Source organism: Serratia sp. AXJ-M (genome assembly GCF_046531865.1).
GTDB classification, from domain to species: domain Bacteria; phylum Pseudomonadota; class Gammaproteobacteria; order Enterobacterales; family Enterobacteriaceae; genus Serratia; species Serratia liquefaciens.
Map to the genome: position 1 here is coordinate 574,761 of NZ_CP059394.1, position 14,245 is coordinate 589,005.

The following is a 14,245-nucleotide window of genomic DNA, read 5'->3' on the forward strand; positions in this document are numbered from 1 at the left end:
TCAGCTATCCCAGCACCCGTTCGATAAAGTCGGTGATCCGCCTTAATATCTGATCCTTGTTGGTTTCGTTAAAACTCTCGTGCCGCCCGCCTGGATTGACCATCGCTTCGAAATCGCTGCCCTTGAGCCGATCGATCGCGGTTTGCGATTCCGCCATTAACACCAGCCTGTCGTCATCACCATGTATCCACAGCGTAGGTAGCGTGCCGAAGCCCGGGCCGGCGTTGATTTTTGCCAGGATCTGCTGCATTGCCCGCAGCGTCGGGCGTTTGAACGGCCCGTGCCACACCAGCGGGTCGGCCTGATAGGCTTCCCCCACCGACGGATCACGCGACAGGGTGGCAGTATCGAGCGGCGTGTCTGGGATCTCTGGCAGAGTAAGCAAATCCGAAATCAGGGTTCTTTCGCCAATCAAGGGGCCGGAAAGCACCAGCGCACGCACGTCATCGCCATAACGTTGAACGTAGCGGGTGGCAATCATCCCGCCCATGGAATGGCCGATAACCACCAGGGGGACGCCAGGATGCAGCCGCTGAAAATGCTCCGTTACGCGTCGAACGTCGTCGACCACGGCGTCATAATCTTCAATCAATACGCGTTCGCCCTGTGAAAGCCCATGGCCGAGATGATCGGGGCCGAACACCCGCGCACCCTGCGCTTCCAGCGTACGAGCGACGTACTGATAACGGCCGAGATGCTCGCCGTAACCGTGCACCAGCAGCGCCAGAAAGCGAGGTCGGTCATGGCCCCAGTCATGCACGGCAATATCGCCATGCCCACCTTTGATAAAGCTGATCTTCTGTTCAGACATCGTATTTTCTCATCGGAAGGGTCATATTCAGCGTAGCGGCAAAGCGGAGAATGGGTAGGGGCACTGCGTGCGGTGCCCCAGGATATTTAGCGAATGAAGTGCTGTGCCAGCGCATCGATAGCCTGGCGTTGGAACAGATTGAAGGCGTCTCGCGGCTGCTGTTGGCGGATAAATGCCAACAGCGGATCTTCGACCTCGGTGCGAATACCGCTAAGCTGCTCCATCACCGCCAGCCCGCAGAAGGGCACGTAGGACTCGGCATAACCGCCCTCATGCACCATCACCAGCTTTCCATCGCACAGGCGGTCGGCGGCGTCCTGCACCAGGGCCGTCATGCTGCGGAAACTGTCGCTGTGCAACTGCATGCGCGCCAGCGGGTCGAGGGCATTGGCATCGTAGCCGCAGGCGACAATGATCAGTTCGGGTTTGAAGCGCTCGAGTGCCGGGATCACTATCTGTCGCATGGCATACAGATAGCCGTCGTCACCGGCACCCGCCAGCAGCGGAACATTGATGTTAAAGCCTTCTCCCGCCCCGGCACCGCGGTCCTGTTCACCGGAGTAGCCCGCCGGGAAGCAGCCGTCCTGATGCAGCGACAGCGTCAGGACGTCGTCACGTTGCCAATAGATATGCTGCGTACCATTGCCGTGATGCACGTCCCAATCGAGCACCGCCACTTTGCCCAATCCGTATTTGGCCCTGGCCCGCTCGATGGCGATCGGGATATTGGCCAGAAAGCAGAACCCCATCGACTTATCCGGCAGGCAATGGTGGCCCGGTGGGCGCGACAACGCATAGGCGTTATCCAGGTGGCCCTGCAGCACCGCTTCGACCGCCGCGCAGGCCAGCCCGGCGGACAGTTTGGCTATCTCGTAGCTGCCCGGGCCCAAAGGTGCTTCCTCACCCAGCATGCCGCCGCCGTTATCACTTAGCTGTTTGAAACGTTGCAGATAGTCGGCCGGATGAATGCGTAACAGGTCTTCTTCCGTCGCCATGTCGGCACTTAGCAGCTGGATCTGTCGCGACAGGCCGGACACGTCCATCAGGTTTTTCATCCGCCGTTTGGTTTCCGGCGATTCGGCATGGCCCGCCCCTGAAGGCGGTTGCACCCAGCCGCCGACCGGCAGCGTGGTGGCATGCAGGCCGGTGCTGTGCCAGAAACAGCGTTCATCAAACAAGAAACCGGTTTTTCTTTTCACCTTATTACTCCTGTTAAATGGCGCGTTGAACGCGCGGTGAAGCCAGCGAAATCAGCAGCAGCGACAGCAGCGCACTGCCTAGCGCCCCGACCAGCAGCCTGTCGTAACCGCCTGAAGACTCAATCCAATAACCGGCCAGCGTTGGGCCGATCGCCATGCCGCCGCCAATCACCAGATTGATGTTGTTCATCAGCTTGCCGTTGTTATCCAGCCCGGCGACGCGGGCCAGGATAAACGGCAGCACAAAGGTCCAGGTAAACTTGAACAGCACCGCCGCCAGCGCAAAGCGCAGCAGCTGCGGCGTGTGGAACAGCAGCGCAATGCCGGCGAGCAACAAGCCGTAACTTAGCCAGATCAGTCCATTGCCGCCTCGCCTGGCGCTGATGAACGCCGCACCGCCGGCGCCGACGATGCCAAACAGCGTGGCGGCCGCCAGCACCTGGCCGCTGCTGACCGGCGAAAGGCCGGCCGCGTGGGCGATACTGCCGATAAAGGTCCAGACTGCGCTCAGGCTGATATAAAAGGTCAGTACCGCCAGGACGGCGAAGACTTTACGCAGCCATGGCGTTGCCGTGGTATGGGCGGTGGATTGCGCAGGGTGAAAGCCGCTGGGAAAGGCGGAAAGCAGCGGCAGGCAGCACAGCATGATGGCCGCCAGGATCAGGTATACCGCCATCAGGCCAAAATGGGCGAACAGCAAGGGCAGCACCAGCAGCCCAACGGCGCCAAGCACCAGCTGGCCCAGCACCCACAAGGCGTAAACCCGGCTGGGGTTGGCGGTGCCACCGGCACAGGTGATACACAGGATCATCAGCGTGCCGCCCGCCAAAGAGGCGATGAAACGCAGCCCCAGTAACAGGTGAAAATCACTGACCATTGCCGACGCCAAATTGCCGACGATAAACACCCCCGCAGCCAGGGTTGCCACCCGGCGCCAGTTAACGCGGCTGATCCACCACCAGGCGGGCAGGGTGGCGAGGCTCATGGCCCCCAGCTCGGTGGAAAACAGATGGCCGATTTGCGCGGGGGTGAGCGACCATTGGCTGGCCAGCTGTGCGGCAACCGCCGGAGCGGTCATCAGGATGCCCGGTGCAATGGCGGCAAAGATGATGATGGCGGTCAGCAGCCGCGGCGGGCAGGGGAGAGCCGCCCCGGCAGCGGGTACAGAAACGGAATCACTGGACATAATAATTATCCCCGCAGGTTAAGCCTGAGTCAGATATAACCGCGTTGCCGTATTCTGGGCAGGCGGAAACCGCGCCATGAATGGCGAATAATTAACGAACTTATTTTCTCCACTATAAGCCGATGTTATGGCTCTATTTATTAACCGTGGGCAATAAAGCTGCTGGCCACCAATTCGGTACGGTTGACCACTTCAGTTTTGGCAAAAATATTGCGCATATGGGTTTTTACCGTTGAAAGCGAAATACCCAGCTTCAACGCTATGCGTTTATTACTGGCGCCCTCACGCACCATATTGACGATCTCCTGCTCTTTGGCGGTGAGCAGGCGGGCTTCCCCGTCGGGCAACAGGTCGCGGGTCGCCAGTTCGATCAGCGGCATCACCGCCCGCAGGCGACCGCGTTCCAGTTCGGTAAACGGCGTATCGCGGATCAAGGACACCCCGGCAACGATGCGTTTACGCTGCCGAATAAAGATCTCCGTCATGTCGCGCATATCATTGGGCAGCATAAAGTCATGATAGTAATGGCGGTTATTGGCGATTGCCGCCGGGCTCATGCCGACCATATTGATGTCCTGCTGGTGAAAGTTGGCCGGCTTGAGCGGATCGATCTGCTGGAAATGGTTCAAGTACTGCTGATGGGTTTTATCGGAGATGCCGTGCAAAATATAGTGGTCTGGCCGCAGGTCCTGGTTAACCAAATAAAACACCCCTGCGGACACCGGGATCAGGTGCGCAATGGTGGTCAAACAGCTGTTGATAAAGGCATCGGACGATGCAATGTGCATGATTCATTTCCTCCCTTTATCGTTCGGTCTGGAATATTCGGTCAATATGTGAACGATACAAGCATAGTGATAGCAATTGTGCAACACAATAAATACATATTAACAACGTGAGCCTGATTGCAATAAAACACATAAATAACAAGGCAACGAAGAAGCCTCGGCAGCGACAGTGCCGCACGAGTGTCGATATTTTATTAATATATTAACGAATGACCTGTGGCCTTCCTGCTGAATTTACTGCAATTTCCCCCTCGGCGTGGTGACCCCCTGCGATATCACCGGCCAGTCTCGCCGCTGATGCCGCTCCCCGCGGCTCGTTCTTAAGAACGATAGACAGCCTTAATCCCCTTTGTTCTCTCTGTGAAAACCTTTTCCGGCCAACGAAAACCATAACGGTTGATTGGGCACCAAAGGTAAGACGAAAAAGCTATGGTTTGGCCTCGTCCTTAAGGACGATAGTCAGCATTTTCTTTTCCTCTCTATAGTGATATTGCCGCCACTGGCGACGAAACACCTGCAAAAGCACCATCAGGGCCAAACGATAAAACTATAAGAGGACATAACCATGAACCTGTCGTCGCGGCTTCATGCCCATCTTGAGCGGGGCAAGGTCGGATTCCCCACCACGCTGGCCAGCTCGGTCGGGGTGATTATGGCCAGCCCGGTGATCCTCACCGTGACCAGCGGTTTCGGCATCGGCGGCGATACCTTCGCGCTGGCGATGCTGATCGCCTTTATCATGATGCAGGCCCAGCTCACCACCTTCTCGGAAGCGGCGGCGATCTTGCCGACCTCCGGATCGGTCTATGACTATATCGCCTGTGGTATGGGACGCTTTTTTGCCATTACCGGCGCGCTGTCGGCCTACCTGATCGTGCATATCTTTGCCGGGACCGCCGAAACCATTCTCTCCGGCATTATGGCGCTGGTGAATTTTGAGCACCTTAATACCCTGATGGAAACCCACAATGCCTCCTGGATGGTGGGGGTGGGGTTAGTCATCGTGTTCGGTGCACTCAACGCCTTCGGCATCGAGGCCTTCGGTAAAGCGGAGATCGTGCTGACCTTCGCCATGTGGAGCACCCTGGTGATATTTGGCATTACCGGGCTGCTTTCGCCGCATGCGGTACCGCTGGAAGGCTGGTTCGGCAGCACGCTGAGCCTGAGCGATCCCTTTGCGGTATTCAGCCTGATCGGTATGGCGATGTTTATGTTCGTCGGTTGTGAGCTGGTCACGCCGATGGCACCGGAGATCAAACGCTCCGCCAGCGTGATCCCACGGGCGATGTCGCTGGGGCTGTGTGGCGTGGCGGTGTGCATGGCGTTGTACGGCGCGGCGCTCAGCCATCAGGTGGAAAACGTGGTGGTGGACGCCGCCAACGGCGTTCATCTGCTGGATACGCCGATGGCGATCCCGGCTTTTGCCGGTCAGGTGATGGGCGAGTTCGGCAAATACTGGTTGGGTATCGGGCTGCTGCTGGCCGGGGCGGCGACCATCAACACGCTGATGGCGGCGGTGCCGCGTATTCTTTACGGCATGGCGCTGGACGGGGCATTGCCACGTATCTTCGCCTATCTGCACCCCCGTTTTAAAACCCCGGTGGTAGGTATTCTGGTCGCGGTATTGATCCCCTGCGTGCATGCCTTTGCCATTCAGGGCAATCTCGACCGTATTATTCCGCTGGTGCTGGCGGCGGTGTGCGCCTGGGGCGTGGCCTACCTGCTGGTCACCTGCTCGGTGGTGATCCTGCGTATTCGCCGCCCGGATCTGCCACGCGCTTACAAATCTCCCTGGTTCCCGTTGCCGCAAATTGTCTCCAGCGTGGGCATCGTGCTGGCGATTATCTATATCACCCCGCCGGGCATGGATCCGCGTGCCGTCTATATCCCGTTCAGCATCATGATTGGCCTGACTGCCGCCTATGCGCTGTTCTGGACCCTGTGCGTGCAAAAGGTCAATCCGTTTAAACCGGTGCCGGTCGAACAGGTACTGGAAACGGCCTTTGCCAAAGCGGAAAGCGAGGAGGCCCAGTTTGATCGGCTTACTTCCCTCACTTAATCGCTACTGGCAGCGCTCCCCGGCGGGCTACCAGCCGGGCGTCACCCTCAGCCGGCTGGCGAACAATCTGCAGCCCTATGTCTGCGAGCGCCTTTCGCCCTGCCTGCTGCGCCTGACCTTGCCGCAGGGGCCGGTTATCGACATTAGCGAACAGGTCAGCGCGCTGTTTATGGCGCATATCGTTAGTCAGCGTTTCAGCTTGCAGGGGGCGTGCTCGCAGAAGGAGCCGCTGACGCTACGCATTAACGCCGGCGGTTGGTTGCGGCGACGCGGCGTGGTTTATCGCGCGACCCGGGATGGTGCCGTAGCGCAGCGAATGATTGCCGCTCTGCGGCGCTATCCGCAGATTGCCGAAACGCTGGAGCAGCTGGATTTTCGGCGTATCCAACTGACGGTCGCAGCCGGTCATTGGCGGCTGGAGATCGAACATTTCGCCGCTTCGGAAGTGGTCGGCCGTTTGCCTGCCGGTCGCCGCTATCTGCGGCTGGAACCGGAGCAGCGGCGCTTGCTGCTGAGCAGCCTGCTGATGATCGGCCAATTGATGGAGAAACTGGATGAGTAGAGTGGTGGTGATTACCGGCGGCGGCACCGGCGTGGGGGCTGCGTGCGCCAGGCTGCTGGCGAGCAGGGGCGATCGGGTGTTTATCATCGGCCGCCGCCGTGAACCTCTGATGGCGCTGGCGGACGACATTGGCGCGCAGGCATTGGTGGGAGATGCGGCCAGCGGTGAATGCTGGCAAAGCCAGCTGTTGCCGGCCATTTTGCAACAGGCCGGGCGCATTGATTGCCTGATCTGCAGCGCCGGCGGGATGGGGCTGGGGCGCATTACCGAAATGAACGATGACCAGTGGCGTCAGGCGCTGGACAGCAACCTCAACAGTGCTTTTGCCAGCGCCCGCGCCTGCCTGCCGGAGCTGGTGAAAACCGGCGGCAACCTGCTGTTTGTCGCCTCTATCGCTTCGCTGGCCGCCGGGCCGGAGGTGTGCGGCTACGTGACCGCCAAACATGCGCTGATTGGACTGATGCGCTCCATCGCTCGTGACTACGGCCCTCTGGGCGTGCGTGCCAACGCGGTGTGTCCCGGCTGGGTCACTACGCCGATGGCGGATGAAGAGATGCAGCCGCTGATGGCTGAGTACCACCTCACGCTGGAGCAGGCTTACCAACGGGTATGCCGCGACGTGCCGCTGCGTCGCCCGGCCAGCGCCGAAGAGATCGCCGCTATCTGCCGTTTTCTCTGTTCGGAGGACGCGTCGATCATTACCGGTGCGGCGTTGGTGGCCGACGGCGGCTCCACCATTGTCGACGTACCGACATTGGCTTTTACTTCCCTTTAAGGAGCATCAAATGAGTACAGAAGCGGTATTTATTCAGGTTGGCGCACTGGCGGAAGGCTTTGCGCCGCACAGCAATACGCTGGAACAGCAGCATGGGTTGAGCGGTAACACGCTGACATTACGTTTTGCCGACGGTGAAATGCTGAGTTGTCACTTTGTCGATGAGCAGACGCTGAGTTGGGGGGAGTACAGGGGCATCGCTTATCGCGCCACCAGCATCCGCCCCGGCATTCTGTTTATCGATTTTCTCGATCCCGCACAGGAGAACGCCAGCATCACGCTGGTGTGCGATCGCAACCAGGGTAATTTCACGGCGGTGTATGGCCAGTTGCCGGATGAGGAACAAGCCCGTCTGGACGCCTTCAGCCGGGTTGAGCAAGGGCTGCCGCTGACGGCGGTCAACGTTGAATTCCACTTTGGCACGCTGGATAACGCCGATGTTGAGCCGCCACAGTTCACCGACGAGCTGATTGGCATGCGTAACATGTATACCTACAGCCCGACCGAGCGTTACGAACACATTTATCTGAACGACAATTTCTACGCCTGGCAGTGCCTGGACGGCGTGGAGAAAGGGCTGGCGGATGTCGATCGCTGCCACTACGTGAAGGTGGCCGAACAGCTGTACCTGTTTGTCTGGCGAGAGAAGATTGTGCCGACGCTGGGCGTGGTCATGATCGATCTGCAGGGCATGCGTACCGACGGCAAGATCCTCGGCTATCAGGGCAGTGATTTCAGCGCGCTGAGCAATTTTGCGGTAGGCGCCCATGCGCAGGTGCTGAACACCACCCACCATCCACGGGGATAGTCCGATGAATGCAACCTATGCGGCTGATGCGTTCAAGGGGCAGGTGGTGCTGGTGACGGGCGGTGCGCAGGGCATCGGGCTGGCGATCGTCAGTGCCTTTGCTCAGTTGGGCGCGACGGTGGTGATGGCGGATCTGCAGCTGCAAAAAGCGCAGGATGCCGCCGAGACGCTGCAACAGCAGGGTGGGCAGGTCCAGGCGATGGCCTGCGATCTGGCCGATCCGGGGCAGGTTGCCGAACTGGTTGCAGCGGTGGGGCAGCAGCATCAGCGGCTGGATGTGGTGATCCATAACGCGGCTTACTTCCCGCTGACGCCCTTTACCGAGATTGACGCCGTGTTATTGCAACGCACGCTGAGCGTTAATCTGATGGCGCCGTTCTTTCTGGCGCAGGCGGCTTTACCCTGGATGCAGCGTCAGGGCGGGGGCTGCATTTTGGTAACGTCGTCGGTGACCGGGCCACGGGTCGCCTATCCGGGGTTGGCGCACTATGCCGCTTCAAAGGCCGGAGTAAACGGGTTTATTCGCGCGGCGGCGCTGGAACTGGCGGCGGCTGGCGTCAGGGTCAACGGTGTGGAGCCGGGAATGATCCGCACGCCGGCGATGGCCAATCTGGGGGGCGCGGCGGTCAATCAGGCGATTGCGGCCGCAGTGCCGCTCGGGCGATTGGGGGAGCCGGAAGACATCGCGGCGGCGATGGTGTTTCTCGCCTCACCGGCGGCCGCCTATATGACCGGCCAAACGCTGGTGGTGGACGGCGGCGCGTTACTCCCCGAGGCTCATCCTGTTCTTTCTTGACGTTGCAGCCTGGCTGCAACGCCAATTAATCAGAGGATGATAATCGGAAGGATCATTTCTTTGTGGGATGAGCGGTCACGTTGGCGGGTAGTTTATCCCCCAGGGTGATCAGCTCGTCCAGTAAGGTCATCAACTGGTCCATTTTCTGCTGTGAAAATGCGGCTTCGATTTCAGCGTACCCCTGTTCTACCTGGTGGCGCGCCACTTCATACAGCTCCTGACCCTGCTGGGTGAGAGATACGTACAGCTTGCGCTGATCGTTAACCGGTTTCAGGCGGAAAATCAGCTTATCGCGTTCCATGCGCGACAAAATGCCGGTCAGGCTGGGGCGCAGGATGCAGGTTTCTGCTGCCAATTCGTGGAATTCGATCGAACGACTGTTGGCCAAAACGCGAATGATGCGCCATTGCTGTTCGGTCAGGTTATGGCTTTTCAGGATCGGGCGAAAAAAGCCCATGGCGGTTTCACGCGCTTGCAGCAGGGCAATGGTTAAGGACTCATGCATAGATTTGGCCTTGGCTATAAAGGTGTTCGTTATTCTGGCATTTACCGTTGTGGCTCAGCAGGTGGCCGTGCGGACACTGCAATACCCCTATCGGTAAATCCTGATTTTATTAATAACTTAATAGTAGCCAAGTTTACCCAGATGGATAAAGCGAAAACGCATCCGCAGCGGTAAAAATCACCTAAAAATGATTAATCCGTTGAATAATCACGCCAATGTTCATGGGTTGTGAATATTTTGTTATCACGATCACAAATCAATCCACCGGCATTGCGTAAAAGCTGAACAGCGTATAAAAGTATTCATTAACATATTAATGAATGCCGAATTGCCCTGTTGTGTCATTGAAAGGAGTTTGCATGAAAGGCACCGTATTTTCCGTCGCGTTGAATCACCGCAGCCAGATAGACGCCTGGGATCAGGCGTTTCATCAGCCGCCGTATAAAACCCCGCCGAAGACCCCGGTGTGGTTTATCAAACCGCGCAATACCCACCTCGCCAACGGCGGGGCGATCCCGTTTCCTGCCGGTGAGCAAGTGCAAAGCGGCGCCACGCTGGCGGTAGTGATTGGCAACACCGCCCGTAAGGTGCCGGCCGAACGGGTCGCCGACTATCTGGCCGGTTATGCGCTGGCCAACGATATCAGCCTGCCGGAAAGCAGCTTTTACCGCCCGGCGATCAAAGCGAAATGCCGCGACGGTTTTTGCCCGTTGGGGGAGATCGGTTCATTGGTGACCACCGATGCGGTGGAGATCATCACCGAAATCAACGGGGTAGAGCAGGATCGCTGGTCGACGGCCGATTTGGTGCGTTCGGTGCCGGAACTGATCGCCGCCATCAGCGATTTTATTACCCTGCAGCCGGGCGACGCAGTGCTGATCGGTACGCCGCACCAGCGGGTGGAGATCAAACCTGGAGATGAAGTGAGGGTGCGTGCCGCCGGTTTGCCGACCCTGACCAACCGCGTAGTGCAGGCAGGAGAAACCGCATGAGACACGCCCGTATTCGCCATCATGGCCAAATTGTTAATGTCAGCGTCGACGAGCAACTGCGCGTGACGTTGCCGGACGGCACGGTGTTGCCAGAGCAGGACGTCGAGTGGTTGCCACCGGCGCAGGGCACGGTGTTTGCCCTGGGGCTGAACTATGCCGATCACGCCAGCGAGCTGGAATTCAAGGCCCCGGAAGAGCCGCTGGTGTTCCTCAAGGCGCCGAACACCCTGACCGGCCATCGGCAGGTTTCGGTACGCCCGGCCAACGTCGACTATATGCACTACGAAGCCGAGCTGGTGGCGGTGATCGGCAAGACGGCGCGTAACGTCAGCCGCGATGATGCCATGGCATACGTGGCGGGCTACACGCTGTGCAACGACTACGCCATTCGCGACTATCTGGAAAACTATTACCGCCCGAATCTGCGGGTGAAAAGCCGCGATACCCTGACGCCGATTGGGCCGTACATCGTCGATCGTGACGATATCGCCGATCCGCACCGTCTGGCACTCAGCACCTACGTCAACGGCGAGCTGCGCCAGCGCGGCAGCACCGCCGACATGATTTTCGATATCCCCTACCTGATCAGTTACCTGAGTGAATTTATGACGCTGCAGCCGGGCGACATGATCGCCACCGGCACGCCGAAAGGGCTGGCCGACGTGCAGCCGGGCGATGAAGTGGTGGTGGAGATTGAGGGCATCGGCCGTCTGGTTAACCACATCATCAGTGAAAAAGATTACGAGGAAAGCCTGCGATGAAAACCATCAACCATTGGATTAACGGTAAAAACGTAGCCAGCAAAGAGTATTTCACTACCACCAACCCGGCCAACGGCGAGGTGCTGGCAGAGGTCGCTTCCGGCGGGCAGTTGGAGATCGATCTGGCGGTGGCTGCCGCCAAGGCTGCGTTCCCGAAATGGGCCAATACGCCAATGAAAGAGCGTGCTCGCCTGATGCGTCGTCTGGGCGAGCTGATTGACGAGAACGTGCCGCAGATTGCCGAGATGGAAACCGCCGACACCGGTCTGCCGATCCACCAAACCAAAAACGTGCTGATCCCGCGTGCTTCGCACAACTTTGAGTTCTTTGCCGAGATCTGCCAGCAGATGAACGGCCGCACCTATCCGGTAGACGACAAGATGCTCAACTACACGCTGATCCAGCCGGTGGGGGTGTGTGCGCTGGTGTCACCGTGGAACGTGCCTTTCATGACAGCAACCTGGAAGACCGCGCCTTGCCTGGCGCTGGGCAATACCGCGGTGCTGAAAATGTCCGAGCTGTCGCCGCTGACCGCCGATCGCCTGGGTGAACTGGCGCTGGAAGCCGGCATTCCGGCCGGGGTACTCAACGTGGTGCAGGGTTACGGCGCCACCGCCGGGGATGCGCTGGTGCGTCATAAGGACGTGCGTGCGGTGTCCTTTACCGGCGGCACCGCCACCGGACGCCGGATCATTGAAAGCGCGGGCTTGAAGAAGTTTTCCATGGAGCTGGGTGGGAAATCGCCGGTACTGATTTTCGAAGATGCCGACATCGAACGTGCGCTGGACGCCGCGCTGTTCACCATTTTCTCGATCAACGGTGAACGCTGCACCGCCGGTTCGCGCATCTTTATTCAAGAGAGCATTTACCCGGAATTCGTCAAACGTTTTGCCGAGCGCGCCAACCGCCTGCGCGTAGGCGATCCGCAGGATCCCAACACGCAGGTTGGGGCGTTGATCAGCCAGCAGCACTGGGAAAAAGTGTCCGGCTATATCCGCCTCGGGCTGGAAGAAGGCGCCACCCTGTTGGCCGGTGGCCCGGACAAACCGGCTGGCCTCAGCCACGGCAACTTCCTGCGCCCAACGGTGCTGGCGGATGTCGACAATCGGATGCGCATCGCGCAGGAGGAGATTTTCGGGCCGGTGGCCTGCCTGCTGCCGTTCAAATCGGAAGAAGACGGCCTGCGCATGGCCAACGACGTGGAGTACGGCCTGGCGTCGTACATCTGGACGCAGGATGTGAGCAAGGTGCTGCGTCTGGCCCGCAATATTGAAGCGGGGATGGTTTTCGTCAATACCCAAAACGTACGCGATCTGCGTCAGCCGTTTGGCGGCGTGAAATCTTCCGGCACCGGCCGCGAGGGCGGGGAATACAGCTTTGAAGTGTTCGCCGAGATGAAGAACGTGTGCATTTCCATGGGTGACCACCCGATCCCGCGCTGGGGCGTTTAAGCCTCAAACCATAATAAAAAAGAAGGAGATGAGAACAATGACGACCAAACTTACCACCGATGCTGTCCCTGCTCCCGATGTTGTGCGCTGCGCCTATATGGAAATTCAGGTCACCAACCTTAAAGCCGCGCGCGAATTCTACGTCGATATCCTGGGTCTGGTTGTGACCGCAGAGGACGAGAAAACCCTCTATCTGCGGTCGATGGAGGAGTTTATCCACCATAATCTGGTGCTGCGTGAAGGACCGGTGGCTGCCGTTGCGGCCTTTGCCTTCCGGGTGCGTACGCCGGAAGACGTCGATCGGGCTGAAGCCTATTTCAAAGCGCTGGGTTGTCGTACCGAGCGTCGGGTGAATGGCTTCGCCAAAGGCATTGGCGATTCGGTGCGGGTAGAGGATCCGCTCGGCTTCCCGTACGAATTCTTCTACGACGTGCAGCACGTCGAGCGTCTGGCCTGGCGTTACGATCTCTACACGCCAGGGGCGCTGGTACGTCTCGACCACTTTAACCAGATCACGCCCGATGTTCCGCGTGCGGTGGAATACATCCAGGGCCTGGGGTTCCGCGTGACGGAAGATATCCGGGATGAAAATGGCGTGGTTTACGCCGCCTGGATGCGTCGCAAAGCCACGGTGCACGACACCGCGATGACCGGCGGCGCCGGGCCGCGTATGCACCATATTGCGTTCGCCACCCATGAAAAGCACAACATTCTGGCCATCTGCGACAAGCTCGGCGCACTGCGTAAATCCGATTTGATCGAACGTGGCCCAGGCCGCCACGGCGTCTCTAACGCCTTCTATCTCTATCTGCGTGATCCCGATGGCCATCGCGTAGAAATCTATACCCAGGATTACTACACCGGCGATCCTGACAACCCGACCGTGAGCTGGGATGTGCACGATAACCAGCGTCGCGACTGGTGGGGCAACCCGGTAGTGCCAAGCTGGTACACCGAGGGGTCACTGGTGCTCGATCTCGATGGCCAGCCGCAGCCGGTTATCGAACGCAACGCGCCAAGCGAAATGGCCGTCACCATTGGCGCGGATGGTTTTTCCTATACCCGTCAAGGCGATACAGAGAAAGGCTTTAAGCTCGGTAACACCCTGTAGCCCCCAACGCGCGGACAGGCGTTCGCGCAAATTCGTTTCCCGGAGATTGCTATGCCGCATTTTTATGCTGAATGCACCAATAACATCCGCGAAGAAGCCGAGCTCCCCGCGTTGTTCGCCAAGGTCAATCAGGCACTGGCGGACACCGGTATTTTTCCGCTGGCCGGAGTGCGCAGCCGCGCTATCTGGCTGGATACCTGGCAGATGGCCGACGGTAAGCACGATTACGCCTTCGTGCATATGACATTGAAGATTGGTCACGGCCGCAGCCTGGAAAGTCGTGAACAGGTGGGCGAGATGCTGTTTGCGCTGATCAAAGAACATTTCGCCGCGCTGATGGCCAGGCGCTATCTGGCGCTGTCCTTCACGATGGAAGAGCTGGATCCGGTGCTGAACTACAAGCAAAACAATGTCCACGCGCTATTTCGCCAAGGCTAAGGG

At 58.9% G+C, this 14,245-nt stretch carries 15 protein-coding genes; 10 read left to right on the top strand and 5 right to left on the bottom strand.

All coding sequences use genetic code 11. The features are described 5' to 3' along the window. Window positions 1-4: 4 nt before the first annotated feature. The 4 genes from H0S68_RS02660 to H0S68_RS02675 all read right to left on the bottom strand — a co-directional run bounded on the left by H0S68_RS02660 (window position 5) and on the right by H0S68_RS02675 (window position 3,984). Window positions 5-811: an alpha/beta hydrolase gene (locus H0S68_RS02660; protein ID WP_115060203.1), complete on the bottom strand. Its 807-nt coding sequence runs from the start codon at window positions 809-811 to the stop codon at window positions 5-7. 86 nt (window positions 812-897) lie between these two features. Next, window positions 898-2,010, bottom strand: coding sequence for a class II histone deacetylase (locus H0S68_RS02665; protein WP_410529136.1), 1,113 nt, complete (start codon window positions 2,008-2,010; stop codon window positions 898-900). A gap of 13 nt (window positions 2,011-2,023) precedes the next feature. Then, the gene (locus H0S68_RS02670; RefSeq protein ID WP_128865544.1) at window positions 2,024-3,196 is read right to left on the bottom strand and encodes an MFS transporter; all 1,173 of its coding nucleotides are present in this window, start codon (window positions 3,194-3,196) and stop codon (window positions 2,024-2,026) included. 140 nt (window positions 3,197-3,336) lie between these two features. Beyond that, on the bottom strand, window positions 3,337-3,984 hold the full coding sequence (locus H0S68_RS02675; protein ID WP_046374577.1) for a helix-turn-helix transcriptional regulator: 648 nt from the start codon (window positions 3,982-3,984) through the stop codon (window positions 3,337-3,339). A 565-nt stretch (window positions 3,985-4,549) separates the two neighbouring features. Here H0S68_RS02675 and H0S68_RS02680 point away from each other — a divergent pair. The 5 genes from H0S68_RS02680 to H0S68_RS02700 are packed head-to-tail and all read left to right on the top strand — an operon-like array spanning window position 4,550 to window position 8,984. Further along, window positions 4,550-6,043, top strand: coding sequence for an APC family permease (locus H0S68_RS02680; RefSeq protein ID WP_044554068.1), 1,494 nt, complete (start codon window positions 4,550-4,552; stop codon window positions 6,041-6,043). Beyond that, window positions 6,018-6,605 (top strand): DUF3156 family protein, encoded by a 588-nt coding sequence (locus H0S68_RS02685; RefSeq protein ID WP_128865545.1) that lies wholly within the window; start codon window positions 6,018-6,020, stop codon window positions 6,603-6,605. Before H0S68_RS02680 ends, H0S68_RS02685 begins: the two co-directional genes overlap by 26 nt. Further along, window positions 6,598-7,380: an SDR family NAD(P)-dependent oxidoreductase gene (locus H0S68_RS02690; protein ID WP_046374575.1), complete on the top strand. Its 783-nt coding sequence runs from the start codon at window positions 6,598-6,600 to the stop codon at window positions 7,378-7,380. Before H0S68_RS02685 ends, H0S68_RS02690 begins: the two co-directional genes overlap by 8 nt. Before the next feature lie 10 nt (window positions 7,381-7,390). Further along, the gene (locus H0S68_RS02695) at window positions 7,391-8,188 is read left to right on the top strand and encodes a molybdenum cofactor biosynthesis F family protein (RefSeq protein WP_337047731.1); all 798 of its coding nucleotides are present in this window, start codon (window positions 7,391-7,393) and stop codon (window positions 8,186-8,188) included. Window positions 8,189-8,192: 4 nt separating this feature from the next. Then, entirely contained in the window at window positions 8,193-8,984 is a 792-nt protein-coding gene (locus H0S68_RS02700) for an SDR family oxidoreductase (RefSeq protein ID WP_401661075.1), read from the top strand. A 52-nt stretch (window positions 8,985-9,036) separates the two neighbouring features. Here the strand turns inward: H0S68_RS02700 and hpaR are convergent, their stop codons facing one another. Next, window positions 9,037-9,489: a homoprotocatechuate degradation operon regulator HpaR gene (hpaR, locus tag H0S68_RS02705; RefSeq protein WP_041415197.1), complete on the bottom strand. Its 453-nt coding sequence runs from the start codon at window positions 9,487-9,489 to the stop codon at window positions 9,037-9,039. Window positions 9,490-9,848: 359 nt separating this feature from the next. On the opposite strand from hpaR, the gene H0S68_RS02710 reads away from it, so the two are divergent. Genes H0S68_RS02710 through H0S68_RS02730 form a run of 5 tightly spaced genes read left to right on the top strand, consistent with a single transcriptional unit; the run spans window position 9,849 to window position 14,242 of the window. Then, entirely contained in the window at window positions 9,849-10,481 is a 633-nt protein-coding gene (locus H0S68_RS02710) for a fumarylacetoacetate hydrolase family protein (RefSeq protein ID WP_046374572.1), read from the top strand. Then, the gene (locus tag H0S68_RS02715; RefSeq protein ID WP_410529137.1) at window positions 10,478-11,242 is read left to right on the top strand and encodes a fumarylacetoacetate hydrolase family protein; all 765 of its coding nucleotides are present in this window, start codon (window positions 10,478-10,480) and stop codon (window positions 11,240-11,242) included. Before H0S68_RS02710 ends, H0S68_RS02715 begins: the two co-directional genes overlap by 4 nt. Next, on the top strand, window positions 11,239-12,693 hold the full coding sequence (hpaE, locus tag H0S68_RS02720) for a 5-carboxymethyl-2-hydroxymuconate semialdehyde dehydrogenase (RefSeq protein ID WP_130016147.1): 1,455 nt from the start codon (window positions 11,239-11,241) through the stop codon (window positions 12,691-12,693). The genes H0S68_RS02715 and hpaE overlap by 4 nt, the downstream gene beginning before the upstream one ends. Before the next feature lie 37 nt (window positions 12,694-12,730). Then, window positions 12,731-13,804, top strand: a complete 1,074-nt coding sequence (gene hpaD / locus H0S68_RS02725) for a 3,4-dihydroxyphenylacetate 2,3-dioxygenase (protein WP_020825085.1) — start codon at window positions 12,731-12,733, stop codon at window positions 13,802-13,804. Window positions 13,805-13,855: 51 nt separating this feature from the next. Continuing rightward, window positions 13,856-14,242, top strand: a complete 387-nt coding sequence (locus H0S68_RS02730; RefSeq protein ID WP_020825086.1) for a 5-carboxymethyl-2-hydroxymuconate Delta-isomerase — start codon at window positions 13,856-13,858, stop codon at window positions 14,240-14,242. The last annotated feature ends 3 nt before the right edge of the window (window positions 14,243-14,245 follow it).